Raw genomic sequence first — 25,917 nt, 5'->3', positions numbered from 1 at the left:
CGCGCGATGGACGGCCGGACGCGGGGCGTTCATCGATCGCGATGACCCCCGCACCGCCGGCGTTCCCAAGGGGACGGAGCAACTGTGTTTGTCAGTGGGTTGCGATTCTCCATTCGGAACGGTCGCGGACGACGGCGTTGAGCAGGGTCATCAGCTTGTTGATCAGGGCGACGAGGATGACCTTTCCGGGTTTTCCCTTTGCGGCGAGGCGCTGTTTCATAGCGGCCAGGACAGGGTTGTGGCGGGCCCCGATCAGTGCGGCCATATAGGCGACGTTGCGGACCACGGCGCGTCCGCCTCGGATCATGCTTCGGCCCTTCAAGGATCCGCTCTGGCGGTCATAGGGGGCGACGCCGACGAGGGCGGCGATCTGCTTGTGGCTCAGCCGACCAAGTTCGGGCAGGTGGGCCATCAGGGTCCAGCTCAACACCGGGCCGACGCCGGGGACCGAGCGCATCAACCTGTCGCGCTCGGCCAGGTCGGGATCGGCGGCGACGGTGGCGGCCAGACGCTTCTCCAGCAGCACGACGTCGGCCTTCATCCGGTTCAGGCGGCGGGCGGCCATGCGACGCAGCATCGGGTCGCGCACCTGTTCGGCTTGATTGCGGACCCGAACCTGTTCCTCGCACAGGGCGCGGCGGGCATCGACCAACTCAGCCAGAGCCTGGGCGCGGGCGTTGGGCTCCACCGTCCGTCCCGGCAGGGTCTGGACGAAGCGGGCGATCAGCTGGGCGTCGATCAGATCGGTCTTGGCCTTCAAGCCCAGAACACCCGCGAAGGCGCGGACCCGACCGGCCTCCACCCGCCGCACCGCAAGGCCGGCCTGCGTCAAGGCCTCGACCAGGCCCCGTTCGTAGCCGCCCGAAGGCTCTAGCCCGACGGCTTCAGGCCGGATCGTCTGGAGCTGGTCGACTAAGGCGCGCCAGCCCGCCCGATCATTGCTCACCGACCAGGCCTCGCCCGTCGTCAAGGCGACATCCAGCCTCGCCTTGCTCACATCAATGCCGACAAACACTCTATCCTGTGTCATCTTGCGACCCTTCCTTGCCAGTGCGGGATCCTCGTCCCGTGCAACTGTTCGGGTTTGGAAGATCACAGCCTGACCCAGGCTCCGTCACGGCATCAAAGCCAGGGGGCATGCGGGTTCAAGGCCGCGGCGGGCGGTTGCGCTAACAACCGCCCGCATTCGCAAACTAACCGAAAATCGACACACAAGGAGGCGGTGATCTACGCCTATGTCATCGACCACCCCCGGTTCGGCCGGTATCTGATCGACAGCGGCGTCTCCACTGATCTGGAGCCACGTCTCAATCCGCTGATGCGGCGCGCCTTGCGTGATCTGAACATCCGGATCGAGCGGACGACGGCCGAGTGGCTTCAAGGACGATCACCGCCGCGCGCCGTCTTCCTGACCCATCTGCATTTCGACCATGTGGGCGGGCTGTTGGACATGCCGGCGGACACCCCGGTCTATGTCGGTCGCGGGGACGCGGAGGAGCGAAGCTGGACATACCGTCTGATCGGACGGCCGGCGGATATTGCACTGGAGGGGAAGGGGCCGTTGCACGAGTGGGCGTTCGCGGCCGATCCCGACGGGGCCTTCGCCGGGATCATCGACGTCTTCGGCGACGGGTCGGTCTGGGCCTTGAGCCTGCCGGGTCATTCACCAGGCTCGACCGGCTATCTGATCAACGCGGTGGACGGCCCGAAACTGGTGGTCGGCGACGCGGTGTCAACGCGGCTGGGCTGGGAACAGGCCATGCCCCAGCCGCTGCCGGCTTCAGCCCGTGCCGACGCGGAGTTGTCTGCGGATCGTCTGCGCCGTTTCGCCGCCGCTCATCCCCAGATCGAAGTCTTCCTGGGGCACCAGCCGCGAACAGGGCAGGGGGACTGAGGCGAACCCTGCTGCCGTTTTCTGGCAGCAGCCGTGATAAGCTTTTCCCGTGTCCCGCTCCGAACGTCTTCTCGATCTGCTGAACCTGCTGCGGCGGCATCGCCGGCCCGTGAGCGGTCGTGCGCTGGCCGCTGAGATGGGGATCAGTCTTCGCACCCTGTATCGCGACATCGCCAGCTTGCAGGCCCAGGGGGCGACGATCGAGGGGGAGGCGGGGGTCGGCTATGTGCTGAAGCCGGGCTTTCTGCTGCCGCCGTTGATGTTCACGCCGGAGGAGGTGGAGGCCCTGGTGCTGGGGTCGCGCTGGGTGGCGGATCGGGCCGATGCGCGGATGCGCGAGGCGGCCCTGGGGGCGCTGGCGCGGATCGCGGCGGTGGTGCCGCCGGACCTGCGCGACGAGATGGAGACCTCGGCCTTGCTGGTCGTGCCCGGCGCGCCGTTTCCGGTCGATCTGGTCGATCCCGCCCTGCTGAGGAAGGCGATCCGCACCGAGCGGCGGCTGAGGCTGTGTTATCGCGATGAGGCTGGGGCGGCGTCGGAACGGGTGGTCTGGCCCTTCGCCCTGGCCTTCTTTGATCGGGTCCGGCTGCTGATCGCCTGGTGTGAACTGCGTGGGGATTTCCGCAATTTCCGCACCGACCGGATCGTCGAGGCCGAGGTGATGGAGGCCCGCTATCCCCCGCGGCGCCAGGCCCTGCTGAAGACCTGGCGCGAGGCGCAGGAAAAGCGGGGTGAGGCGGGATCATGCTGACAGGAACTGGCAGTAGTCCGGTCTAGGTTTGTTCTCGTAGAAGGCGGAGGGCGAACATGACTGACATCGACGATATTCTTCTGGCGGTGGCCGATCCCGAAGCCAGCGCCCGCTTCTACTCGGGCCTTCTGGGGCGCCGTCCCTTGATGGCCGGGCCGGACCGCGCCCTGTTCATGATGCGCTCGGGCCGGGCGCTGGGCCTGATGCGGCGGGCCCATGCCGATGCGGGAGAGGGGCGCGAACTGGAGTTCCCGCTCGACGATCCGGCCGCCGTCGAACAGGCCCACATTGACTGCTGGGACAGAGGCGCGCGCATCCTGATACCCCCGACGGAGATGGAGGCCGGGCGCGGCTTCGTGGCGCGCGACCCGGACGGCAACCGGCTGAGGGTGTTCGCGGCGGCCTAGACTAAAGCGCCTCCAGGAAGGCGACGAGGTCGGCGCGTTCCTGGGCCGTCAGGTCGCGCTTGATCAGCAAGGGATCGGTGGTGGGGAAGAGGGGATCGTCCTTCTGGTCCGGGCCGGGGCGGGGGCGGGCGCCGCCGGCGTCGTAGAAGGCGACCACGCCCTCCAGCGTCGGCAACAGGCCGTTGTGCATCCAGGGGCCGGTGCGGCTGATGTTCAGCAGGGAGGGGGTGCGGAAGGCGCCGACGTCGGCGGGGGCGTGGGTGACTTCATAGCGGCCCAGATCCTGGCGCGCGCGGCCGTAGAAGCTGAGGCCCAGATTGTGGAACTTCTGGTCGCTGAGCAGGGGGCCGGAGTGGCAGTTGGCGCAGCCGGCCTTGGTGCGGAACAGGTGCAGGCCGCGCAGTTGCTGGTCGTTCAGGGCGTCGGCTCGGCCGGCCAGGAAGCGGGCGTAGGGGCCGCTGCGGGGCTTCAGGGTGCGCTGGAAGGCGGCCAGGGCCTTGGCGATGCGGTCGGTCGTGACCTCAGGCGAGCCGAAGGTCTGGGCGAAGGGGGCGGCGTAGGATGGGTCGGCGGCGATCCGGGCGGTGACCATGGGCAGGTCGGCGGCCATCTCCTTGGCGTCGACGATGGGGTGCAGGCTCTGCTCTTCCAGGGTCTTCACCCGACCGTCCCAGAACAGACTGGTCGCCCAGGCGGCGGTGGCGACCGAGGGGGCGTTGCGCCGGCCCCTCTGACGGTCATGGCCGAAGGAGGTGCTGAGCCCGTCGGCGAAGCCCAGTTCCCGCGCATGGCAGGAGGCGCAGGCGATCTGGCCCGAGGCGGACAGCTTCGGATCCTCGAACAGGCGCTGGCCTAGGGCGGCCTTTTCCGGCGTGGTCGGATTGTCAGCCGGCTCGGGCGCCGGGGGCAGGGGGGCGAACTCGGCAAAGGTCGCGCCCTCTTGCAGGAGCGGTCGCGGCCAGGTCTCGGGAGGCCCGGCGTAGGCGAGGCGCAGTTCGCCGTCGCTGGACGGCGTCTGGACCCTCGACACCGCCGCCCCCACACCCAGATGGAGCGCGAGGACGGCGACGACGAGGGCAGTGATGTCGCGGGCGGGCTTCAATGTCTTCAGTACTTGTACTTCAGCGTGACCCAGATGTTCCGGCCCAGCTGATAGGGCTGGGTCGTGGCGGTCGAGTTGTTGTTCCGGATGGTGTCGAACAGGTTGTTGACGCGCAGGTCCAGGGTCGTCGTGCCGAACTGGGTACGGGCGATCTCGGCCTGAAGCGACAGATTGGCGTCGATGGAGGCGTCGTACTGGACCTCGCCGTAGACGTCGTAGGCCGACCCATCGACGGTGATGTTTTCACCCGTGTCCTCGATCTGGGTGAACTCGTCCTTGAAGCGGGCGTTGAGGTTGGTGCGGATCCGACCGTCCAGCCAGGTCGATCCCCAGTCCGCGTTGATGATGATGGGGGAGGCGTAGTCGGGGCGCTGGTTGTCGGCCAGAGCCTTCCACAGCGAGACGACCTCGCCGTTGTAATAGACCATCTCGGACGCCGTATCCTCGAGTTCGTCATAGTATTCCATCGCCGAGGTTTCGGTGTGGGAGAAGTTGCCGTTGAACGAGATCGTGTGGCGGCCGAAGTTCCGCAGCCATTCGACCGACAGGCCGCGATAGCTGGAGTAGCCGTCGTTGTTGGCGTAGGCGACATCACGGGTGCGCGTGGCGCCTGTGGCGGTCTGATAGGTTTCGCTGACTTCCGTCATCGAAAACTGATCGCTGCCCTCACGCAGAATGCCCTTGATACGGTACTGGCCGCCCAGGAAGTCGCCGGTTAGGGCGGCCGTCAGCTCGTCGGAATAGGGGGTCGCCAGATCCACTCCGGTGTAACGGGTGGACGACGAGCTCGAATACAGGGTCCAATCGCCATAGACGCCGCTGACGGGTGTGCGGCGATAAATGTCGTTGCTTGGGGCGTTCTCACGGAGGGCGTAACCTAGGAAACCGCGGCTGTAGTAGCGGTTCAGACCGACCGTCGCGGTCATGCCGAACCAGGGCAGGTCATGGGCGACCGAGATGCGCGGTGAGAAGTCATGATTGCCGAGGAAGGTCTCGTAGTCGTAGCGGAGGCCGGTGCGGATGTCGAAGCCGCGCCAGTCGAAGTTGTAATCGCTCCAGAGGCTGTAGGTCTGGAGATCCACCTTCGTCTCATAAGCGGCGTAGATCGCATATTGGGTCAGTGCATAGAGGCCAGGAACACAGGTTAGCGCTGCTTCCTCTTCGGGGTAGAGGCACTGAACCGTGCTGCTGACTGTGCCCCTGGAGTAGTTGTAGTTGTCTTCTTCGCGAGCCTTGGTCGCCGCTGTGTGGGTGAAGTCGAAGCCCGCCGTCAAGTCGCCGTTCCACAGCGGCTGGGACCAGCGTGTTTTCAGGGCGTAGTCCTGCTGTGATTGTTCCAGGTCGCCAAAGCTGCCGATGGTGCAATTGGTGGAGGAGCACCAGTCGCCATCTCCGTTAACATTGCCGGCGGCGGATGGGATGCTGAGACTGATAGGGGGTGCGTCTCGAGAATTGTCCGAGTCGGCATAGCTGAGTTGAATGCTCCAGTCGGCGACGCCGCGCTTGCCTCTTAGGCCAATGTTCGAGACCAGTCCGCCGCCGTGCTGGTACATCTGGTTGTCGAAGCCGTTGTCGTTGGCGTTCATGCTCTCATACGGGCTCCAGGTGATCTGCCCGTCCAGGACAAGATCAGTCGCCAGGTCGTATTCGCCCTTGAGCAGGAGGTTCTCACTGCGGCTGTGCTGGCCATAAGGGGCGCCGCCATAGGTCGCGATACGGTAGTAGGTGACTGTTGCTTCAGCCAAGTTATATGCGGCGAGCAGGCGCAGACGTTCAGTGATCGGCAAATCGACGGTGAAGCCGTAGCGCGATTTTTCGTAGTCAGGCTTCTCCGGGTAGACTCCATTAAGCTCGGCGCGCACGGCGTCCGTCATCCGGTAGCTGGCCATGTCGGTCTGGGTGAAGCCGTAATAGGCTGTCGCGCCATAGGCATGGGCCGGAGCGCGGGTATTGATGTCGACAACACCGCCCAGGAAGCCGCCGTATTCCGCCGAGACGTTGGAATCGATCAGCTTGATCGACCCGATCAGGCTGGAATCGACCCAGATGGACTGAGCGGACGCGCCGCCGGCGACCTCATCATAGGACGCCGCCGTCGTGTTGAATGTGTCGAGGCGCGAGTTCACGCCGACGCCGTCCAGGACGAAGAGGTTGTCCAGGTAGCTGGACCCGGAAATCGAGATGCGCGAGGGCCGCAGGTCCTGAAGGCTCTCGTCGTCGGCCATGCCTTCGTCCGCGCTGAACTGGACGGTCGGCGCCAACTTCAGAAGTTGGTTGGCGTCGCCTGAGCCGGGGGCGCGGTCCTGGATCGACTCTCCGCTGAAGACCGTGGTGCCGGAATCGACGGCGGAGCCGAAGCTGTAGGCGGCGGAGGCCTTGGACTCGTCGGTGACGACCACGGTGGGAATGGCTTCGTCGGTCTGGGCCTTGGGTTGGGCCGTGGTTTGGGCCTGGGCGGCGCCGGCCAATAGAAGCGCCGCCGCGCTGGCGGAAGAGACGAGTGCGAAACGCATGATGATGATGATCCCAAGCCCAAACTGAAGGGGGCGCGAGGTACGCTTGATGAGATCAAGCTGCAACTCATTCGCAGTTGCGTTCTCAACAATCCGGTTCTATTCGGTCGCGCATGCCGTCCGAGTTTGTTTCCCCACTCGCCAAGGCGGGGACCGGAGCGGTCGTCGCCGTTGTCCAGATGGGCCTGCTGGTCCTTCTGACCTTAGACGCCGTACGCGCGCCTGCGCCGGACCAAGGCGGGGCGCCGGTGATTGAGCTGACGCTGACGCCCCGTGCGGCCTTTAACCGCGAGAACGGATCGACGGATTCGACGGCGGCCAAGGCTGAAGACGCCGCCGAAACGCCTCGGAAGCCGACGCTCAAGACGGCGCCGACCCCACTGGAGGCGCGGGTGGCGCCGACACCGTTGCCTGCGCTGGAGACGACGCCCGTCGCCCTGGCGTCTGGCGCGCCGGCGCCGCTGGCGACGATCCTGACCGAAGGAGCGGGCCGGGGAGAAGCGAGCGCGGATGGGGCGCGGGATTCACGGCGGGGTATGACGGGGGGCGGCGCGGCGGCGACGTCCGGCGCCAATGCGGGGGCGCAGGTGGACGACTATTACGCCCAGGTCCTGCGGTGGGTGGAGACGCACAAGCGCCATCCTGGCGGCGTGACGGGCGTGGTGACGGTGGTCTTCACCCTGGATCGTCGGGGGCGGGTCAGCAACGAACGCATATTGACGGGCAGCGGCCGTTCGGCGCTGGACGCCGCGACCCTCAGCCAGATCAAAGCGGCGGAACCCTTCCCCCGGCCGTCGTCGGACACGACCTGGCGCACGCGCGAGTTCCGGGTGCGGTTGGACTATCGGCCGCGCGAAGGCGGGCGCGCCGCCCGTTAAGACTCAGACCGCGACGGCCGTCGTATCGCGGATGAAGCCGCCGCCCAGGACGCGGTCGGGGTCGGCGGGGTCGTACAGGGCGCAGGCCTGGCCGGGGGCGACGCCTTCTTCGCCCTCGTCGAAGACGATGCGGACGTCGCCGTCGATCAGGGCCAGACGGGCGGGCGAGGGCTGGCGGGTGGAGCGGACGCGGGCCAGCACGGGGAGGCCGGAGGTTGCGGCCTCCTGGATCGTGGCTTCGTCGCCCAGCCAGTTGGTTTCTTCCAGCGTCAGGGACGCGGTCAGCAGGGCTTCGCGCGGGCCGACGATCACGCGGCGGGTTTCAGGCTCAAGCTTTACGACGAACAGGGGCTCGCCCACCGCGACGTTCAGGCCCCGGCGCTGGCCGATGGTGTAGTCGGTGATGCCGGCGTGGCTTCCCAGCACGCGCCCGTCCATGTGCACGATCTCGCCGGCCTCGCGGCCCTGCGGACGCAGGCGGTCGATCAGGGTGCGATAGTCGCCCGAGGGGACGAAGCAGATGTCCTGGCTGTCCGGCTTGGCGGCGATCTTCAGCCCCAGTTCGGCGGCGACGCCGCGCACCTGGGGCTTTTCCAGATCGGCTAGGGGGAAGCGCAGATAGTCGAGCTGGTTCTGGGTGGTGGCGAACAGGAAATAGGACTGGTCGCGCGAGTGGTCGATCGCCTTGCGCATCTGCGAGCGATTGCCGACGGCGGCGCGGCGGACGTAGTGGCCCGTCGCCATGGCTTCGGCGCCCAGGTCGCGAGCGACGTCCAGCAGGTCGCGAAACTTGACCGTCTGATTACAGCGGATGCAGGGGACCGGGGTCTGGCCCTTCAGATAGGAGTCGGCGAACTGGTCGATCACCGCGTCCTTGAAGCGGCTTTCGTAGTCCAGGACATAGTGGGGGATGCCGATCATCTCGGCCGCCAGACGCGCGTCGTGAATGTCCTGGCCCGCGCAGCAGGCGCCCTTCTTTTTCAGGGCCGCGCCGTGGTCGTAGAGCTGCAAGGTCACGCCGACGACGTCATAGCCCGCCTTGTGCAGTAGGGCGGCGACGACGGTGGAGTCCACCCCGCCCGACATGGCCGCGACGATGCGCGCCCCGACCGGCAGGCCGACCGCCGCCCGCGCGCTCTCGACCGCTGCATCCATGTCGGTGCGGCGAATGTCAGGAACGGGGCAGAGGTCTTCGACCAGGGTCATGGCCGCCATTTAGTGCGGAACTGGCGCAATTTCGAGGCTTCAGCGCAAATGGCCGGGCAAATCCATGCGTTCGTGCAGCAACTGCGCCACCTCTACGACGGCTTCATTGAAGCGATAGGCGATGACGTGGCGAGGCGAGCGGACGGTCTCGCTTGATCGAAGGTGGGATTTGGCGTGACGAAGATGGAACAGATGGATCTCGGCCTGATCGATTTCCATGATCTTGGAGAGCCTCGAGCCGGGCTGGCTTGCGAGTATGTCGAGGGCGCTCTGGATCAGGGCTGAGTAACGGTCCGCCGTCGTGTCGCCGAAGCGCGTCCGACTGTCTCGAAGCACTGAGTCGATCTGGCTTTGAGCCAAGGGTGCGACGACAATCCGTCGGCGCGTGATCAGCGGCCGAGCCCGTTCAGCCACTGCTCGACGTCGTCCACCTGAATGCCAAAGCCCGCGTCCAACTCGTCGAGCCCTTGCTGGATCTTCGCTTTAAGGGCGGTCAGCTGCGCATCGGACTGTTTCATGTCGCCCAGCGCCTTTATCAGCACTTCGGACCGATCGCGGAACGCGCCAGAACGAACCTTCTCATCGACGAAGGCCTCCATGCGTTCGTCAAGCTGGATCGACACGGTGCTCATGTCTGCAATTTAACATGCGGCTCCAAAACGACAAGAAATCTCTGGTCCGCGCACCCCAACGAAAAGGGCCGCGTCCGTTTCCGGATGCGGCCCTTCTTGGGTCGTCTTCGGGGAGAAGCCTTAGGAGCGGTAGCTCTGGATCCGCGTCGTGCGCAGGCCCTGCATGCCCCATTTGTCGATGGCCTTCTGCCAGGCGAGGAATTCTTCCGCCGTCAGGCGGTACTTCGCCAGGGCGTCGTCAAGGCTGAGCAGGCCGCCGCGGACGGCGGCGACGACTTCGGCCTTGCGGCGGATCACCCACCGGTCCGTGTTGGACGGCGGCAGATCGTTCAGGGTCAGGGGCGTGCCAGTCGGTCCGACCACGTATTGTTCGCCTTTGCTATTCAGGCGTCGCTCTTGCAACATGGGCTTATGCCTCTTTCACCAACACCGTAGTGTCATGAATGTAGGCGGGGCCCGCTAAGGTCGGTTTAAGCGTCGTGGTGAAGGAACGAATAAAATCCCTCCCGGCCCGAACGACTCTGTAAACCTTCCTTGAGCGACGATTCATTGAAACTAACGCTTAGTTACTCGCCGATCAGCGTTTGATGTTGATCAGCTCGGCGAGCATTTCGTCCGCCGTGGTGATGATCTTGGATGAGGCGGAATAGGCCCGCTGGGTCGTGATCAGGCCCGTGAACTCGGCCGACAGATCGACGGTCGAGCTCTCCAGTTGCTGGGCCGCCACCGTGCCTGCGCCGCCAGTGCCGGCCGCCTTCAGGTTGAAGGTGCCGCTTTCCAGGCTGACGGCGAAGGCGTTGCCGGACACCTCTTTCAGGCTGTCGGGGCTGGGGAAGGTGGCGATGGCGACCTGGGCGATGCGGCGCATGACGCCGTTGTCGAAGATGGCGGTGACGAAGCCGCTCTCGTCGATGGTGATTTCGCTCAGATTGCCGAAGGCTGTGCCGTTGGTGACGGTCGATTGCACCACCGAGGCGGTGTTCAACTGGCTGAGCCCGCCGGCCGAGGTGTTCAGATCCAAGGTCACCGTCTGGGCAGCGATGCCAAGGCCGTCGGCCCATTTGACCTTGTAGTCGTCAGTCGAGTCAGCGGGGTCGATGGTGTTGCTAGCGTCGGACTCCAGGAAGGACAGACTCGCCTGTTCGGGATCGTCGAAAAGACCCTTGCCCGCCGGCCAAGTCTGCATCGTCTCGATGTCCAGACGACCCGACGGCGTGAAGGCGATCAGGCCGGTCTTGATCTGACCGTTGGAATAAGGAGCGCCGGTGACGACATCCTCGGCCGGGACCGCTACGATTTCGGCATACCACTCGTTGGCTCCTGCGCTCTTCAGGAAGCGGATTTCCAGATTTCGCTGTCCGCCCTTGGAGTCCGACACGGGGATGTTCATCTTGAAGTCTGGCTTGACGCCGACAGGCGAGTCGTCGTCGGCATTGTACATCGCCATCGAATTGACTGTCGGATCGTATTTGGTCTCGGCGATGCCGTCGCTCGCCATGCCGATGTCCGCGAAATCGAGGACGAAAGGCGTCCCGACGACCACTGGTGCAGAGCCGCTGGTCGGTGTGATGGTGATGTCGGTCGCCGTGGCGGTCGCTGAACCATTGGCGCCGCCGGTCGGGACGAAGCCGGTCAGAACGCCGGCTGCATAGGTCGCTGTGCCGGTGATCTTGGTGATGCCGGTCTCGATCGTCACGGTGTAAGTGTTGGTGCCGGTGCGGACATAGGACACCGCCACGTCATGGTCTACTGGCGGTACGGCTGCGTCAGAGACACCGGTGTACTTGTTAGCGGCGGCGGCGCTCGACACGACCGTCCCCGAGCTCAGGTTGGCGTTGATTTGGACGCGGGTTGTGGGTTCAGCCGTACCGCCGACCTGGCCGATATTGATCGAGCGAAGGCGCGTAAGGTCGGACGGGTCGGTCGAGATATCGCCGTTGGAATCAACAGGCCAGCCCTGCAGGTACAGGCCGGCGCTGTTCTGTAGATAGCCGAGGTTGTCGACGCGGAAGGCGCCGGCGCGGGTGAACAGGCGCGTATCGGTGGCACCGACGTTTTCGGCCTGGGTCGTGGTGACGAAGAAGCCCTGGCCGCTGACGGCGAGATCGGTGTTCTCGGTCGTGCGCTGGAGCTGGCCTTCCTGGCTGATGTACGACCGAGTGGCGGACATGACGCCGCCGGCGGAGAAGGAGCCGCCCGCGCGGGTCTGGCTGTTGACCAGGGTCTGGAACTCGCCCTGCGAGCGTTTGTAGCCGACGGTGTTGACGTTGGCGATGTTCTGGGAAATCGCCGCCAGGGCGGCGGAGTTGGCGGCCAGGCCGGACACGCCGGCCAGCATTGCGCTGTTCAAGCTCATGAATACGCTCCTTGAGTGGAAGTCATCGGGAAGGCGGCGGAGCGCATCATGCGGCCGCCTCCTCGGTCGGGACGTTCGGATTCTCCGTATCGTCATTGTCTGCCTTTTCGGTGATCTCGTTCAGCGAGATCACCGTCGACAGCGGAAGTATGGAATCGCCGATCACCAGATAGGGGGCGCCGTCGTACATCTCGACGCCGGTGACGCGGCCGCGGATCAGGGCCTGGCTGTCGATCTTGGCGTTCTTGGCGTCGGTCGCGGCGACCTTCAGCGTATAGACGCCGCCGTCCTCAGCCGTGTCGCCGCTGGTCATCTTGCCGTCCCAGACGAAGTCGTGCAAGCCGATGCCCTTCTCTGGGCCGTCGCCTTCCCAGACCACCTTGCCGGTGCTGTCGACCACCTGCAGCTTCACCTTGTCGGCGGCGGCGGCCAGTTCGTAGCTCCAGCTCGCCTTGCCGTCTTCCAGCGAGGTGGCGGTCCAGGCGGCGGTCACTTCCTTGCCGATATAGTTGGAGGCGTTGTCCAGACCGCCGGCCGATTGGGCGGCGACCAGGCTGGTCAGCAGGTCATTGGTCAGCAGTTGCTGCTCCACCCCTGACATCTGCGTCAGCTGGGCGGTGAACTCGTTGGAGTCGAGCGGCGACAGCGGGTCCTGATTTTTCATCTGCGTGGTCAGCAGCGTCAGGAAGGTCTCCATATTCGACGCCAAAGCCGTAGTGCCGCTGGTCAAGCGGCCTTGGGCATCGACGGATGAAATGGCGGTGGCCATAGGGTCAGACCCTCACATCGACGCGGTCGCGCGTCTGGGAATGGTTGGTCCAGGCGCCCGGAGGGGGCGTGACGGAAAGGTCGGCCTGGTTGGTCAGGCGCCCAGCTCCCGCGAACAGGGACTGACGCTGCTGCTGCTGACGGTCGAAGCCGCCGCCGGATGACGTGTCGCGCTGAGTGAAGTCGAGCGAGTCGCTGGCGACCTGGAAGCCGGCGTCCTGAAGCTGACGGCGCAGTTCGTCGGCGCGGCCGCGCAGCTCTGCGGCGGCGGCCGGATTGTCGAAGGCTAGGCGCGCGGCCAACTGGCCGTCGGCGCCGATCTCGAGGCTGACGTCCACGCGACCCAGGTCCTCAGGCGTCAGGACCATGTCGAACCGGGTCGAGCGGCCTTCCAGCTTGCGGGCGATCTGGGCGGCGATCTGGGCGGTCGTCTCGATGGTGGCGCGGGAGAGGGAAGACGCGGCCGTCTGCGTCGTTGTGGTCGCCGCGTCGAGTGCGCGGACCTCCGTCGGCGTATCCACGGGCGTCGTCGGGTCGAGCGGCGCGGTGTCGGTGACCGGCGCGGCGGCGGTCGTCGCGTCGTCGGCGGTCGGCGCGGTCTGCCCCAGGCTCGCCTGGCGGGTCTGGCCCAGGTTAGAGCCGGCGTCGGCCATCACGACGTGATCGGTCGGCAGGACGTTCGATCCATCTGACGTCTGGGCGGCGCCGTCGGTCGGCGCCGCATTGGCCGGCGCCGCGCGCAAGGGCGCAGGCGTCGTCGCTGGGGCCTTCGTCGGCGGGGTCTGTGTCGATGGCGTCGTCTCGATCACGGGAAGAGAGAGATCGTCTTGCGGAGCGGTTTCGGCCTGGGTCTCGACCTGGGCTTCGACCGCCTTGACGGCTTCTGCGACCGCCAGGTTCGAGACGGCGGCGACGGTTTGAACGGTCGTCGGCGTCTGGACGCCTGTGACGGCCGATTGGACGGTGACCTTCACCTCAGGTTTGGGCAGGGCAGGATCGGTCAGGCGCGCCGTCTCAAGGGACTCGGTCTTGATCGTGTTCGAGGTGGGCTGCGGCGCCGGCTTTTCCAGCGCCATCAGCAGGGATGCTGCGTCGGTCGCGGTCTTCGTTTGGCTGGACGGGCCTGAGGCCACGGGCGCTGCGGTCTCGGCGCGTTCGGCCTTGGCGGTCGTCGGCTCTGCCGACTTGGTCTGCGGTTGCGGCTGTAGCGCTGCCGCCATTTCGGTGGGCGCGCCCTGGGGCGCCGGGGTGGCGGTCTGCGCCGACGGCGCGGCCTCGACGCCGGTTGTCGAAGTCAGTACGGCGTCAACGGACGGCGCGGCGGCTTGGGCGACGGGCTGCTGAACCGGAGCCGGCTTTTCAGCGGTTTCAACAGGCTTGGCCGTCGGCGCGGCGTCGCCGGCCGCCATGGACGCCGCCAGATCGGCAACGGCCGCCTCCTGGTCGTCCGGAGCGGAGGGCGCCGGGACCAGGCCGGCCGCTTCGATCGCGCCGCCCGTGACGACGGCGTCGGCCGAGGGCGGCTCGACGGTCACCGGAACGATGACTTGCAGGGCGATGGGTTGTGGGATGATCGCAGCGGCGTCTGCCCCGACAGGGGGGGCAGCCGATTCCACATCATCTTCCGACGGCGGGGACTCGGACGCCGACGGTGCGGCCACGATGTCAGCCGCCTCCGCCGCTGCGACCTCTACCGTCAGGTTTGTGGCGCTCTCTGCTTCTACAGCAGCAAGCTCGGTGGCGGAGATCGTCGGAAGCGAGAGCCGCCCAGGCGTGCGCAGAGACGTGTCGGACTTTGCCGCCTCGCTCCTGGATTGGCCCAGGCCGGAGAAGGCTTCGGCGAGTTTGGAAGAGAACAGATCGGCCGTCTCGCCGTCCTGGCCGCTAGGCGCAGCAGCAGACGTTCCGGCGGAGGCCGGAGGCGCTGAGGCGAACAGGGCGAATGCGGACGACATGGGGCGCAGGCGACTTTCAGGTCTGGGCGGCGCCTGCTGCGCCTGGCTATTCCCGTCGCCTGTCGCAAGGGACGGGCCAGTTTGTTCATTATTGATATTGCAGGAGAAAATCGGAAGTGAGCGTTGGGCTGGCGCGCAGCGCGGCGTTTCTTGCCGTCCCTTCGCTACTTTTTGCCCGGCACTGAATGCATCGGATCTGTGTCGGTGATGTCAGGAAGTGGCGGGTCAGGTGTCGCAAGCGACATATTTGGCCCGAGCCTTGCGCACCTTGCGGGTCATGAAGACCGCGCGATCAGCGATGTCGTTTAAAAACAACGCTCTGCCTGAGCGTCGGCGACGCGTGGCCGGGCAAGATTTGCGCGCTGCAGGGCAGGGCCTGCCGGGTGAGGCGAGGGAGACGGTTCCATGTCGCTGACGTCCATCATGAACATCGCGACGACGGGTCTGCAGGCCGCGCAGACCCAGTTGCGCGTGACGTCGGACAACCTCGCCAACGTCAATACCGCCGGCTACGTCCGCAAGATCGCCGATCAGACCGCCGCGGTGACCGAAGGCTATGGCGCGGGCGTGGATGTCTCGCGCGTTCGTCTAGCCACCAATCGCTTCCTGCAAGCCGCGGGCATGAGCGCCAATGCCGACGCCGCCCGCCAGAATGTGCGGTACGAACTGTACGACCAGATCCAGACCCAGTTCGGCGACCCCAGCGGCGACGGCGGCTTCTTCGCCAAGATCGACAAACTGTTCGCCAGCTATGCGACCCTGGGCGAAAGCCCGACGTCGTCTGCGGCGCGGCAGGACACGGTCTACAAGACCCAAGCGATGTTCAACGAAGCGGCGAACATCGCGGCGCAGATCCAGACGGCGCGGCAGGAGGCGGACAGTCGTCTGCTGAGCGCCGTCGACACGGTCAATCCGCTGCTGGAGCAGATCGACAAGCTGAACAAGACGATCGCCGCCGGCTCGATCATCAGTCAGGATGTGACCGGGGCCCAGAACGCGCAGCAGACGTTGATCAACGAACTGTCCCAGTACATGGACGTCAAGATCGAGACGCGGGCGAACGGCGGCGTGACGTTGCGCACCGGCACGGGCATGACCCTGGTCGGCGACGGGCATGCGGTGCTGTCCTACAAGGCCGCAGGGACCGTCGATTCCATGACGGCCTTCTCGGACATCATGGTGACCGAGCCGAACGGTACGCGCTGGCCCCTGCTGGACGGGGTGTCGTCGGGTGAAATTCGCGGCCTCATCGAGCTGCGCGACACCGACGCCCCGGCGGCGGCGGCCCGCCTGGGCGAACTGACGGCCAAGCTGGCGGACGAGCTGAACCGGGCGCACAACGCCAACAGCAGCGTGCCGGCCCCGACCCTGCTGAGCGGTCGAAACACCGGTCAGTCGCTGACGACGGCCCTGACGGGCTTTACCGGCACGACGACGATCACGGCGGTGGACAGCGCAGGTGTGATCCAGGCCTCGGCCGAGATCGTCTTCTCGGGCGCCACCATGACCGTGAACGGCGTCGCCGCCGATCCGACCACCTTCCTCGCCACGGTCAATGCGCAACTGGGGGGCGAGGCCACGGTCGGGTTCTTCGACGGGCAGCTGCGGATTGAGGGGCAGGGCGGCAACGGCGTCGCGGTGGCCGACGACGCGACAAGCCCCAGCAGCAAGGGCGGGCGGGGCTTTTCCCACTGGTTCGGGTTGAACGACCTGGTCAGCACCACGACGCCCACCTTCTATGACACCGGCCTGACCCTGACGTCGCAGCATGGCTTCGACACGGGAGAAAGCTTGACCTTCCGCATCGGCAGCGCTTCCGGCGCCCGGTTGCGGGATGTCACCATCGCCGTCCCGACGGGCACCGGCACCATGGGCGAACTGCTGACGGCGCTGAACGATCCGGTCGGCGGCGTGGGGCGCTACGGCGCCTTCAGCCTGAACGCGGCCGGGACGCTGAGCTTCAAGGCCTATGACTCGGCCTCCACGACCCTGAGCGTGGTTAAGGACAATACGACCCAAACCCCTTCGGGGGTGTCGATGTCGCAACTGTTCGGCCTGGGCGAGACGGGGGCGACGCGGGCGGGCGCCTATTCTGTCCGCAGCGACATCCAGAGTGATCCGGAAAAGCTGGCCCTGGCCCAGTTGAACCTGTCGGCGGCGGCGGGAACCTCGGCCTTGAGCAAGAACGACGGCCGCGGCGGACTACTGCTGGCGGACGCTGGCCGCAAGAACGTCAGCTTCGCCGCCGCCGGCGGCAACAGCGGCGGGACCAAGAGCCTGTCGGCCTATGCGGCGGACTTCGCGGGCGACATCGGGGGCAAGGCCTCGGCGGCGAAGACCGCCAGCGAGACTGCCACGGCCATCGCCCAGGAAGCCGATAATCGTCGCAACGCCTCCGAGGGGGTCAATATGGACGAGGAACTGGTCAACATGACCACCTTCCAACAGGCCTACAACGCCTCCGCCCGTCTGATCCAGGCGAGCAAGGACATGTACGACGTGCTGATCGGGATCCTATAATGACGCGTGTCGCCACCTTCGGAAATTATCAGTCGGCGCTTCTGAATCTGATGAGCGCCCAGAACCGCGCCGAGCAGGCTCAGGAACGGATCGACAGCGGCACCATCGCCACCGACATGTCCGGCTATGGCCGGGGCGCCGAGCAACTGACCAGTCTGACTTCGACCCAGGCGCGGCTGGAGGGGTTCATCGGCGCCGGAGAGAGTGCTGCGGCGCGGCTGAGCGCGCAGGACCTAGCCATGAACCGCATCTACGACGCCGGCGTGGCGGCGCGGGAGGCCATCGCCAACGGCATCGCGGCGGGCAACATCACCAATATGATGACTGAGCTGGGTCTTCAGTATCAGACTGTTCAGAGCGGGCTGAACGCCGAACACCAGGGGGCCTATCTGTTTGGTGGCGGACGCGGCGATGCGCCGCCGGCGACAGCCGCGACAATGGCGGCCCTGGCCGCCGCGCCTTCGACCGCCTCGACCTTCGCCAATGACGACCTGAAGCAGAAGTCGCGCATCGACGAAAACACCATGGTCGAGACGGGCTTTTTGGCCAACGAGATCGGCGGGCCTCTGACCGAGGTGTTCCGGAACATGCAGGCCTATCAGAACGGAATCCCGGTCACGATCGGCAGCGTCACCTATACGCCGACTGGAGCGGGCACTCTGACCGGCCAGCCGGGTGCGAATGTCGTCGCCTTCCTGACCGCCCAGATGGGGGAGTTCGGCAACGCGAACGAGGGGCTGACGAACCAGACGGCCAAGAACGGACTGGTTCAAAATCAGGTCGAGTCGGCGCTGGATGCGCACGAATCCCAGAAGCTGGCCCTCGACAAGCTGATGACCGACAAGGCGGGATACGATCCCGCGCAAGCCATCACCGACCTACAGGCGGCCCAGGTGGCGATCGAGGCGTCGGCCCAGGTGATCAACTCGCTCCGCAATACGTCGCTGCTGGATATTCTTCGCTAAGCGGTCGGTGTGGCGGCAAGCGAAGGCTGCACAAGACGCCGAGCGACGGCTGATCCGGCCGAAGGTGGTTCTGGCCCTCGGGACGACGGGTCGGTCGGCATGGTGACCGTCCAACCCGCCTATCTGCTGCGTCTGCCCGACGCGGCGGCGAAAGCCGAGGCGCGCCGTGGATTTATCGCTGATCTGATCGCTGCGCGGCGCCTTATAGGCTGATGGCCGAACGAATCCCGGTCGATGGCGTTTGGATAGGCCGCCAGCGTGGCGGTTCGGGGAGATGAGATGAGCCGCGCAGGTTCGACACAGTGCGAGACTAAAGCGGCGCACGAATGTCATCGTGCGTTGACTTCATTCGGAGGCTTGACCATTAGGCGAGTCTGGATTTCGGCTGATCCCCGCGTAGAAGGGGATTGTCCGAGGCCCGTTCTGACTTTCGGGGCGCAATGAGCCAGACCGGTTACGAAATCACGGACGCCGGCCAAGGCGCGGCGAAGCTGCGCCTTATCGGCGATTGGACGACGACGGCCCTGGGGCGGGTGCCGCAGCGGCTGGACAAGGAACTGAACGGGCGCAAGGTCGACAGCATCGACACCAGCCGTTTGGGCAGGTTTGATACGGCCGGGGCCTTGGCTCTGGTCCAGGCGTCGCAGTGCGGCGTGCCCAAGTCGGCCTGGAAGGATCGGCCCGAAGCCGGCCGCATCTACACGATGATCGAGGCGCTTGAGCGCAGGAGCGCGCCGCCACCCCAACGGGCGGACGCCTTCACCCGAAGCTTCGCCAAGATCGGCCGGGGCGTCTATGATTTCGGCGCCGAGGCCATGTTGTCCCTGGCGTTTCTGGGTCGGCTGATGACGGCCGTGGTCGAGGCGGCGAAACACCCCCGCGGCATCCGCTGGCCCGCCTGGGTCAGTCAGGGCGAGCGGGCGGGTCTGGACGCGATCCCGATCGTCATGGTCACCAACTTCTTCATCGGCGCGGTCGTGGCCTTCATCGGCGTGGACCTGCTGACCGACTTCGGCGCCCAGGTGTTTGCGGTCCAGCTGATCGGCGTGGCCATGTTCCGCGAGTTCGCGGTGGTGATCGCCTCGGTTCTGCTGGCGGGGCGTTCGGCCTCGGCCTTTGCAGCCGAGATCGGCTCGATGCGGATGAACCAGGAGGTCGACGCCATGCAGGTGATGGGCGTCAACCCGTTCCAGGCCCTGGTGGTGCCGCGCGTGGCGGCCCTGGTGCTGATGCTGCCGTTGCTGACCTTCATGGGCATGATCGGCGGGCTGATGGGCGGTTTGGTCGTGTGCTGGAGCTCGCTGAACTTAGGGCCGGCCTTCTTCTTCCAGCGCCTGGTCGAGGACGGGACCATGGCCCAGCATATGATGGTGGGCCTGGTGAAGGCGCCGGTCTTCGCTCTGGTGATCGCGGCCATCGGCTGCCGTCAGGGCATGTCGGTGGCGGGCGATGTCGAAAGCCTGGGCCGGCGTGTGACGGCGGCGGTGGTGCAGGCGATCTTCGCCATCATCTTGTTGGACGCGGTCTTCGCCCTGGTCTTCCTGGAGCTGGACATATGACCGATGCGACGATGCCGGCCGCCGCGCCGGAAGACAAGGTCGAGAACCTGATCGAGGTGCGCGGTCTGCTGAGCCAGTTCGGCGACCGGACCATCCATGAGAACCTGGATATCGACCTCAAGAGGGGCGAGGTCATGGGCGTGGTCGGCGGGTCGGGCGCGGGCAAGACGGTGCTGTTGAACACCATCATCGGTTTGAAGGAGCCCGAGGGCGGGTCGGTGAAGGTGCTGGGCTATGACCGCGCCACCCTGACCAGCGATGAGGCGGCGGACATCGAGCAGAGGACGGGTATCCTGTTTCAGCAGGGGGCGTTGTTCTCGTCGTTGAGCGTGCTGGAGAATGTGGCTTCGCCGCTGGTGGAGCATACCAAACTGCCCAAGACGGCCATCTATGAGCTGGCCGAGCTGAAGATCTCGATGGTGGGTTTGAAGCCCGAACATCACCATCTGAAGCCGGCCGAACTGTCGGGCGGGATGAAGAAACGGGCGGGCTTGGCGCGGGCCTTGGCGCTTGATCCCGAACTGGTGTTTCTGGACGAGCCGACGGCGGGGCTGGACCCGATCGGGGCGGCGGCCTTCGACGAACTGATCCGGCAACTGTCGGACGACCTGGGCCTGTCCGTCTTCATGATCACACACGACCTCGATAGCCTGTACGCCATCTGCGACAAGGTGGCGGTGCTGGCGGACAAGCGGGTCGTGGAAAAAGCCACGGTGCAGGAGCTGGAACGCTCCGACCATCCGTGGATCAAGGAATACTTCCTGGGGCCGCGCGGTCGCGCGGCCACCAAGGCGGCTTGAGGAGAGCCACGTATGGAAAGAGACGCACACTACGCCGCTGTCGGCATCGCCACAGTCTGCCTTTTGGCGGCGCTGGCGGTGTTCACCATCTGGCTGGCCCGGTTACAGTTCAACAGCGACTACGACCTGTACGACATCGTCTTCTATGGGCCGGTCAACGGGCTGTCTGAAGGCGGGGAGGTGCACTTCAACGGCATCCGCGTCGGAGAGGTGACGGACCTTAACATCGACACCAAGCGCGGCGACCAGGTCATCGCCCGGGTGCGGGTGGACGGCACGACGCCGGTCCGCGTGACCTCGCGCGCCCAGCTGGAGCCGCAGGGCATCACGGGCCTGAACTATATCCAGATCACCGCCGGTTCGCCCAACAGCGCCCTGCTGAAGGACCAGTATCCGGACAATGTGGTGCCGGTGCTGCAAAGCCAGCCGTCGCCGATCGCCGAACTGCTGAGCGGGTCGGGCACGGTGCTGGCCCAGACTGTGGATGCGCTGAACCGGATCAACCGGGTCATGTCCGACGACAATATCCGCAGCTTCTCGACCAGCGTGAAGAACGTCGAGGCGCTGACGACCGAGCTGGAGGCGCGCAAGGCCATCTTCGCCGAGTTGGAAGCGGCGGTGAAGAACGCCAACGCCACCATCCTGGAATACCAGGGACTGGCTGCGGATCTGCGCGCCGTCGTCAACACCGACGGCCGCGCGGCCATCGCCAATATCAACCAGGCCACGGCGGAGGCGCGGGTCGCCATCGCCTCGGCTAACCGCTCTATCTCGGGTCTGGAGCAGCCGCTGGGTGATTTCACCAGCAACAGCCTGCCGCAACTGAGTGGCACCATAGAAGAGCTACAGGAGGCGACCCAGTCGCTTCAGGCCCTGATCGACGATGTCCGCGCCAGCCCGCGCGACTTCATCGGGAAACCGCAATCGAAAGAGCTGGAGGTGCAGCCGTGATCCGTTCCCTGGTTCAACTGGGCGCCGTCGCCGGCGTCGTCGTGTCGCTGAGCGGTTGTTCGCTGCTGTCCACGCCGGATCCGGTGCAGAACTATCGGTTCGGCCTGCCGCTGGACGCGCCCTCGGCCGAGGGCGACACGCCCGCGCCCCTGTCGGTGTCGATCCGGCGGATCGAGTTTCCGGCCGCGAGCGGCGACGACCGGATCCTGGGCGTCACCGGGACCGAGACCGCCTATATCGGCGGCGCGCGCTGGGTGTCGCCGGCCTCGACCCTGTTCGACGATAGCCTCAAGGCGGCCTTCGCCAATCGGGCGGACCAGATCCGCGTCCTGGGCCGGCGCGAGCCCGGCACGCCGCCGTTGGTGCTCCAGGTGTCGGTGACGACGTTCGAAGCGCGCTATGCTGCGCCGGGGGCGACGCCGGACGTGGTGATCACGGCCCGGGCCCAGTTGCGTTCGACGCCGGAACGCCAGGCGAGCGGCGCTGCGATCCGTCCCGAACAGGCGCGGTCGGTGGAGCGCGTCTTCACGGTGACCCAGCCGGCGGGCGAGAACCGGGTCTCGGCCATCGTCGCCGCCTTCGATACGGCGACGCGGGACATCAACACCCAGATCGCCGACTGGACGATTCAGTCGGCGAAGTAAGGGCTCTCAGGTGACCCACTGGAGGGACTCGGCCTCGACCGGGTTCCTGTAGGGGGCATCTTCGCGCTGGGCGCGGAGAAGGGCGGCCTTGGAGGCGAAGTAGAAGGCGGACGGGCGATCCGGGTCGCCGGCGAAGACCAGGGGCAGGTGCGGACTGCGGCCTTCCAGCCGCTCCAGTATGGCCACGTCCTGACGCAGGAAGGTCCGGCCCCAGGCCGACAGCAGCGGGCTGCCGAACCGCAAGGCGGCGACCGAGCAGAGGATCAGGTTGCGGATCACGACATCGCCTTCAGCTTGAGGCGTGACGGTGGTCAAGTTGATCAGTTCGAACCCGCGGGCGGTGACGCGCTCCAGCCGGATCGACGGCAGGCGGAACTCGATACTGACCTTGCGGTCCTCGGACACCAGATCATAGGCGGGGGTGGAGGCGAAGGCGTCCGCCGCGACGGCGGTGAAGCCGAAGGGCGAGGGGCTGTAGCTCTTGGTCTTGGTGCGACGCGCCTGGCTGCGCCACCACCAGGCGTTATGGATCATCGGCACATGGGCCGGGTCCAGCAGGCCCAGGACCGCCTGGTCATAGTCCGCACGCGCGGGGGCCTTGGAGTAGGCGATCAGGGCCAGGGGCGCCTCGGGCGTCGGAGGCAGGTCCGGCGGCGCGACTGAACCGGCGGGGCAGGCCCAGATCAGTCCCAGGCGGTTGATCAGTCGCCAGCCGCCGCAGGCCGTGGTCTGGACGGCGTCCGGGGCCACCGTGGCGGGCAGGTCGATCCACTCGCCGTGAAGCTGAGCCCGAGAGGCTGTGCGGACCCGTGCGGCGCGTACGGGGTACCAGGCGTGGATCGGCGCGCCGAAGCGGCGGTCGCCGGGCTGGCGCGCCATCAGACGCGCGCCGAGGTCAAGCAGGGGCTCTGGCGAGACAGGCCCGTCGGAGTCTGCTGGCCGCGTCTGGAGCAGGGTCGGCATGTGACGGGGGCCTGTTCTCGCCGTCGGAGGCGTCGGGAACGGGGGTCTGGCGCCCCGGGGTCGCGCCCCATCGATCACGGAATCGTGCGGCCATTCGACCCTAGCGGGCGCGTCGTGACCCAACAAGGTTCGATTGGGCCGCCCCGACTGCGGCGATTAGCCCCCCTTGAGCCTCTCCGCCACGATGTAGGCGGCCTCGGTCTTGGCGGCGACTTCGTCCAGGGTGACGCCGTCGGCCAGTTCGATCAGTTCAAGCCCCCCGCCGTTCGGCTTGACGTCGAAGGTGGCCAGGTCGGTGATGATGCGGCTGACCACGCCCGTTCCGGTCAGAGGAAGGGTGCAGGATTTCAATACCTTGGACTGGCCGTGCTTGTTGGCGTGCTCCATGACCACCACCACGCGCTTGACGCCCGCGACCAGGTCCATGGCGCCGCCCATGCCCTTCACCAGCTTGCCGGGGATCATCCAGTTGGCGATGTCGCCGTTCTGGGCCACTTCCATGGCGCCCAGAATGGACAGGTTGATGTGGCCGCCGCGGATCATGGCGAAGCTGTCGGCGCTGCTGAAGTAGGACGACTCCGGGATCTCGGTGATCGTCTGTTTCCCGGCGTTGACCAGGTCGGGGTCGATCTGGTCTTCATAAGGAAACGGACCCATGCCGAGCATACCGTTCTCGCTCTGTAGCGTTACAGTGATGCCTTCGGGGATGTAGTTCGCCACCAGGGTCGGGATGCCGATCCCGAGGTTCACATAGAAACCGTCCTGCAGCTCTTGAGCGGCGCGTTCGGCGAGTTGTTCGCGACTACGGGGCATCAGTTCTTCCTCGCGATGAGACGAGCGGAATAGGTCAGGAGCAGCCCAAAAAGGCCGACCCCAACAGCCACCTTGTCCAGGCTCATGCTCGACAGGACGGCTAAGGCCAGACCCGCAATGCCGCACAGGCAGACGGCCACGATGGCGATGATGTTCAGCTTGGTCATCAGCCAACGGCTCCGACAGTTTCTGGACGCTGACGCACCGTCTGCTGTTCGATGCGCTTTTCGGACACGGTCTGGACCAGGCGGTCGACGTAGACGCCCGGCGTGTGGATTTGGTCGGGATCGAGCGAGCCGACGGGGACGATTTCCTCGACCTCGACGACCGTGACCTTGCCGGCCGTGGCCATCATCGGGTTGAAGTTGCGGGCGGTCTTGCGGAAGACGAGGTTGCCGCGTTCGTCGGCCTTCCAGGCCTTGACGATGGAGAGGTCGGCGATCAGGCCGGTCTCCATGACGTAGTCGCGGCCGTTGAAGTTGCGGACCTCCTTGCCCTCGGCGACCAGGGTGCCGACGCCGGTGGCGGTGAAGAAGGCGGGGATGCCGGCGCCGCCCGCGCGGATGCGCTCGGCCAGGGTGCCCTGGGGGTTGAACTCCAGCTCCAGCTCGCCGGCCAGATACTGGCGCTCGAACTCCTTGTTCTCGCCGACGTAGGACGAGATCATCTTGGCGATCTGGTGGGTGCCAAGCAGCTGGCCCAGGCCGAAGCCGTCGACCCCGGCGTTGTTGGAGATGACCGTCAGGCCCTTGACGCCGCTGTCGCGTAGAGCGGCGATCAGGTTTTCGGGGATGCCGCACAGGCCGAAGCCGCCGGACATGACCGTCATGCCGTCGAAGGTCAGACCCTCCAGCGCGGATGTGACGTCAGCGTAGATCTTACCCATCGCTCTCCCTTTTCACTGCCTGATGAATATTGGCGCGTTTGACCACGCGTAACGCGGAGGGGGGCGGGGGGCAAGTCGGGAGGCGGGGGAGGCGCTGCATTTTACACGGAATCCACTCGATAATTTTTGAGTCTATTTTCGTGTATTTTCCGACATGCGGAGCCGGGGACGGACGTGTCGGAAATCTGCGTGGGGCCTGCCTCATAGAACCTTGTTCGCGTGATCCCGGATGTGGGCTCTGCCGCCCGCCGTTCAAGGTCCGTGCATCCGTAAATGACGGTCGGGCGTATTGAGAGGACAAGCCTGACCACGGACGCCCCATGAGCCTGACCAATGTCGCCATTCGCCAGTTGCAGGATGCGCCCTTTCCCGACTTCGTGACCCGCCCGGCGATCGACAGCCTGGTGACGGAGGCGCGCAAGCGGCTGGATCGCGACGGTCCCCACGATCAGGCGGCCTTTGCGCGCGAGATGGCCGAGCGGGTCATCGCCGAACATGCGGATGCGGCGAACCGGCAGCACTACGAACTGCCGCCCGAGTTCTTCCGCCTGTGCCTGGGCGAGCGGCTGAAATACTCCTGCTGTCTGTATCCGACGGGAACGGAGACGCTGGACCAGGCCGAGGTCGCGGCCTTGTTGGAGACCTGCGCCCACGCCGATCTGGCCGACGGTCAGACCATTCTGGAAATGGGCTGCGGCTGGGGTTCGCTGTCGCTGTGGATGGCCGAGACCTATCCACGCGCGCGGATCACGGCCGTGTCGAACAGCCACGGCCAGCGGGGCCATATCGAGGCCCAGGCCAGGGCGCGGGGGCTGAGCAATCTGACGGTCGTGACCCAGGACATGAACCTGTTCGACACCGACCAGAGGTTCGACCGGATCGTCTCGGTCGAGATGTTCGAGCATATGGCCAACTGGCGCGCCCTGCTGACCAAGGCGAAGTCCTGGCTGAAGCCGGAGGGGCGGATGTTCATCCATGTCTTCACCCACCGCGACGCCCCCTATCGGTTCGACCACACCGACAGCGGCGACTTCATCGCCCAGCATTTCTTCACCGGCGGGATCATGCCCAGCCACGGACTGATCCGGCAGTTCCCCGACCTGTTCGCGGTCGAGCAGGAATGGACCTGGAACGGCGGACATTACGCCCGCACCGCCAATCAGTGGCTGGCCAATATGGACCGGAACGCCGCGCGGATCGCGGTGTTGATGCGCGAGACCTATGGCGACGACGCCAAGCTGTGGGTCCGGCGCTGGCGGCGCTTCTACCTGGCGACCGCCGGCCTGTTCGGCAACGACTGGGGCTGCACATGGATGGTCAGCCATTATCGCCTGAAACCCGCCTGAGGAGTTTG

At 66.0% G+C, this 25,917-nt stretch carries 25 protein-coding genes; 11 read left to right on the top strand and 14 right to left on the bottom strand.

Annotated features, from left to right (window positions below; genetic code table 11):
• Positions 1-91: 91 nt before the first annotated feature.
• Entirely contained in the window at positions 92-1,030 is a 939-nt protein-coding gene (locus OU998_RS13015) for an IS110 family transposase (protein WP_267514029.1), read from the bottom strand.
• A 192-nt stretch (positions 1,031-1,222) separates the two neighbouring features.
• Between OU998_RS13015 and OU998_RS13010 the strand changes: the two genes are divergently transcribed.
• The 3 genes from OU998_RS13010 to OU998_RS13000 are packed head-to-tail and all read left to right on the top strand — an operon-like array spanning position 1,223 to position 3,052.
• Positions 1,223-1,894 (top strand): MBL fold metallo-hydrolase, encoded by a 672-nt coding sequence (locus tag OU998_RS13010; RefSeq protein WP_267514027.1) that lies wholly within the window; start codon positions 1,223-1,225, stop codon positions 1,892-1,894.
• A gap of 49 nt (positions 1,895-1,943) precedes the next feature.
• Complete coding sequence (locus OU998_RS13005) at positions 1,944-2,645, top strand: helix-turn-helix transcriptional regulator (protein ID WP_267514026.1); 702 nt, start codon at positions 1,944-1,946, stop codon at positions 2,643-2,645.
• Positions 2,646-2,701: 56 nt separating this feature from the next.
• Positions 2,702-3,052, top strand: coding sequence for a VOC family protein (locus OU998_RS13000; RefSeq protein WP_267514025.1), 351 nt, complete (start codon positions 2,702-2,704; stop codon positions 3,050-3,052).
• 1 nt (position 3,053) lies between these two features.
• Here the strand turns inward: OU998_RS13000 and OU998_RS12995 are convergent, their stop codons facing one another.
• Together OU998_RS12995 and OU998_RS12990 are read right to left on the bottom strand one after the other, a co-directional pair.
• Positions 3,054-4,154 carry a cytochrome-c peroxidase gene (locus OU998_RS12995; protein ID WP_267514024.1) on the bottom strand — a complete coding sequence of 367 codons (1,101 nt, stop codon included), beginning with the start codon at positions 4,152-4,154 and terminating at the stop codon, positions 3,054-3,056.
• 5 nt (positions 4,155-4,159) lie between these two features.
• Entirely contained in the window at positions 4,160-6,667 is a 2,508-nt protein-coding gene (locus OU998_RS12990) for a TonB-dependent receptor plug domain-containing protein (protein ID WP_267514023.1), read from the bottom strand.
• A 113-nt stretch (positions 6,668-6,780) separates the two neighbouring features.
• On the opposite strand from OU998_RS12990, the gene OU998_RS12985 reads away from it, so the two are divergent.
• Positions 6,781-7,545 carry an energy transducer TonB family protein gene (locus tag OU998_RS12985; RefSeq protein ID WP_267514021.1) on the top strand — a complete coding sequence of 255 codons (765 nt, stop codon included), beginning with the start codon at positions 6,781-6,783 and terminating at the stop codon, positions 7,543-7,545.
• A gap of 3 nt (positions 7,546-7,548) precedes the next feature.
• On the opposite strand, the gene mnmA is transcribed toward OU998_RS12985, so the two are convergent.
• From mnmA to OU998_RS12950, 7 genes are all read right to left on the bottom strand, one after another.
• The gene (mnmA, locus tag OU998_RS12980) at positions 7,549-8,751 is read right to left on the bottom strand and encodes a tRNA 2-thiouridine(34) synthase MnmA (RefSeq protein ID WP_267514020.1); all 1,203 of its coding nucleotides are present in this window, start codon (positions 8,749-8,751) and stop codon (positions 7,549-7,551) included.
• A gap of 39 nt (positions 8,752-8,790) precedes the next feature.
• Complete coding sequence (locus OU998_RS12975; protein WP_267514018.1) at positions 8,791-9,165, bottom strand: type II toxin-antitoxin system RelE/ParE family toxin; 375 nt, start codon at positions 9,163-9,165, stop codon at positions 8,791-8,793.
• Complete coding sequence (locus OU998_RS12970; protein WP_267514017.1) at positions 9,141-9,383, bottom strand: type II toxin-antitoxin system ParD family antitoxin; 243 nt, start codon at positions 9,381-9,383, stop codon at positions 9,141-9,143. The genes OU998_RS12975 and OU998_RS12970 overlap by 25 nt, the downstream gene beginning before the upstream one ends.
• 120 nt (positions 9,384-9,503) lie before the next feature.
• Positions 9,504-9,788, bottom strand: coding sequence for a DUF1153 domain-containing protein (locus tag OU998_RS12965; RefSeq protein ID WP_026108337.1), 285 nt, complete (start codon positions 9,786-9,788; stop codon positions 9,504-9,506).
• Between the two features lie 172 nt (positions 9,789-9,960).
• The gene (gene flgE, locus OU998_RS12960; protein WP_267514012.1) at positions 9,961-11,739 is read right to left on the bottom strand and encodes a flagellar hook protein FlgE; all 1,779 of its coding nucleotides are present in this window, start codon (positions 11,737-11,739) and stop codon (positions 9,961-9,963) included.
• A 46-nt stretch (positions 11,740-11,785) separates the two neighbouring features.
• Entirely contained in the window at positions 11,786-12,508 is a 723-nt protein-coding gene (locus OU998_RS12955) for a flagellar hook assembly protein FlgD (RefSeq protein WP_267514011.1), read from the bottom strand.
• Positions 12,509-12,512: 4 nt separating this feature from the next.
• Positions 12,513-14,462 carry a flagellar hook-length control protein FliK gene (locus tag OU998_RS12950; protein WP_267514009.1) on the bottom strand — a complete coding sequence of 650 codons (1,950 nt, stop codon included), beginning with the start codon at positions 14,460-14,462 and terminating at the stop codon, positions 12,513-12,515.
• Positions 14,463-14,867: 405 nt separating this feature from the next.
• On the opposite strand from OU998_RS12950, the gene flgK reads away from it, so the two are divergent.
• From flgK to OU998_RS12920, 6 genes are all read left to right on the top strand, one after another.
• A complete protein-coding gene (gene flgK, locus OU998_RS12945; RefSeq protein ID WP_267514008.1) occupies positions 14,868-16,982 on the top strand; it encodes a flagellar hook-associated protein FlgK in 2,115 nt (704 codons plus the stop codon).
• Positions 16,982-17,947, top strand: coding sequence for a flagellin (locus OU998_RS12940; RefSeq protein WP_267514007.1), 966 nt, complete (start codon positions 16,982-16,984; stop codon positions 17,945-17,947). Before flgK ends, OU998_RS12940 begins: the two co-directional genes overlap by 1 nt.
• Before the next feature lie 440 nt (positions 17,948-18,387).
• A complete protein-coding gene (locus OU998_RS12935; protein ID WP_267514006.1) occupies positions 18,388-19,506 on the top strand; it encodes an MlaE family ABC transporter permease in 1,119 nt (372 codons plus the stop codon).
• Positions 19,503-20,306, top strand: coding sequence for an ABC transporter ATP-binding protein (locus OU998_RS12930; RefSeq protein ID WP_267514004.1), 804 nt, complete (start codon positions 19,503-19,505; stop codon positions 20,304-20,306). Before OU998_RS12935 ends, OU998_RS12930 begins: the two co-directional genes overlap by 4 nt.
• A gap of 12 nt (positions 20,307-20,318) precedes the next feature.
• Positions 20,319-21,257 carry an MlaD family protein gene (locus OU998_RS12925; RefSeq protein WP_267514003.1) on the top strand — a complete coding sequence of 313 codons (939 nt, stop codon included), beginning with the start codon at positions 20,319-20,321 and terminating at the stop codon, positions 21,255-21,257.
• Positions 21,254-21,901 (top strand): ABC-type transport auxiliary lipoprotein family protein, encoded by a 648-nt coding sequence (locus OU998_RS12920; protein WP_267514001.1) that lies wholly within the window; start codon positions 21,254-21,256, stop codon positions 21,899-21,901. Before OU998_RS12925 ends, OU998_RS12920 begins: the two co-directional genes overlap by 4 nt.
• Positions 21,902-21,907: 6 nt before the next feature.
• Here OU998_RS12920 and OU998_RS12915 read toward each other — a convergent pair whose 3' ends face one another.
• From OU998_RS12915 to OU998_RS12900, 4 genes are all read right to left on the bottom strand, one after another.
• Entirely contained in the window at positions 21,908-22,864 is a 957-nt protein-coding gene (locus OU998_RS12915) for a hypothetical protein (RefSeq protein WP_267514000.1), read from the bottom strand.
• Between the two features lie 156 nt (positions 22,865-23,020).
• Positions 23,021-23,677 carry a 3-oxoacid CoA-transferase subunit B gene (locus tag OU998_RS12910; protein WP_267513999.1) on the bottom strand — a complete coding sequence of 219 codons (657 nt, stop codon included), beginning with the start codon at positions 23,675-23,677 and terminating at the stop codon, positions 23,021-23,023.
• Positions 23,677-23,844, bottom strand: a complete 168-nt coding sequence (locus tag OU998_RS12905) for a hypothetical protein (protein WP_267513998.1) — start codon at positions 23,842-23,844, stop codon at positions 23,677-23,679. The genes OU998_RS12910 and OU998_RS12905 overlap by 1 nt, the downstream gene beginning before the upstream one ends.
• Positions 23,844-24,563: a CoA transferase subunit A gene (locus OU998_RS12900; RefSeq protein WP_267513996.1), complete on the bottom strand. Its 720-nt coding sequence runs from the start codon at positions 24,561-24,563 to the stop codon at positions 23,844-23,846. The genes OU998_RS12905 and OU998_RS12900 overlap by 1 nt, the downstream gene beginning before the upstream one ends.
• A 320-nt stretch (positions 24,564-24,883) precedes the next feature.
• On the opposite strand from OU998_RS12900, the gene OU998_RS12895 reads away from it, so the two are divergent.
• Complete coding sequence (locus OU998_RS12895; RefSeq protein ID WP_267513995.1) at positions 24,884-25,909, top strand: SAM-dependent methyltransferase; 1,026 nt, start codon at positions 24,884-24,886, stop codon at positions 25,907-25,909.
• Positions 25,910-25,917: the final 8 nt, after the last annotated feature.

The organism is Brevundimonas sp. SL130, from assembly GCF_026625805.1.
Lineage (GTDB): Bacteria > Pseudomonadota > Alphaproteobacteria > Caulobacterales > Caulobacteraceae > Brevundimonas.
Note: the sequence above shows the minus strand (reverse complement) of the source record. Positions and strands in the feature narration are given on the sequence as shown.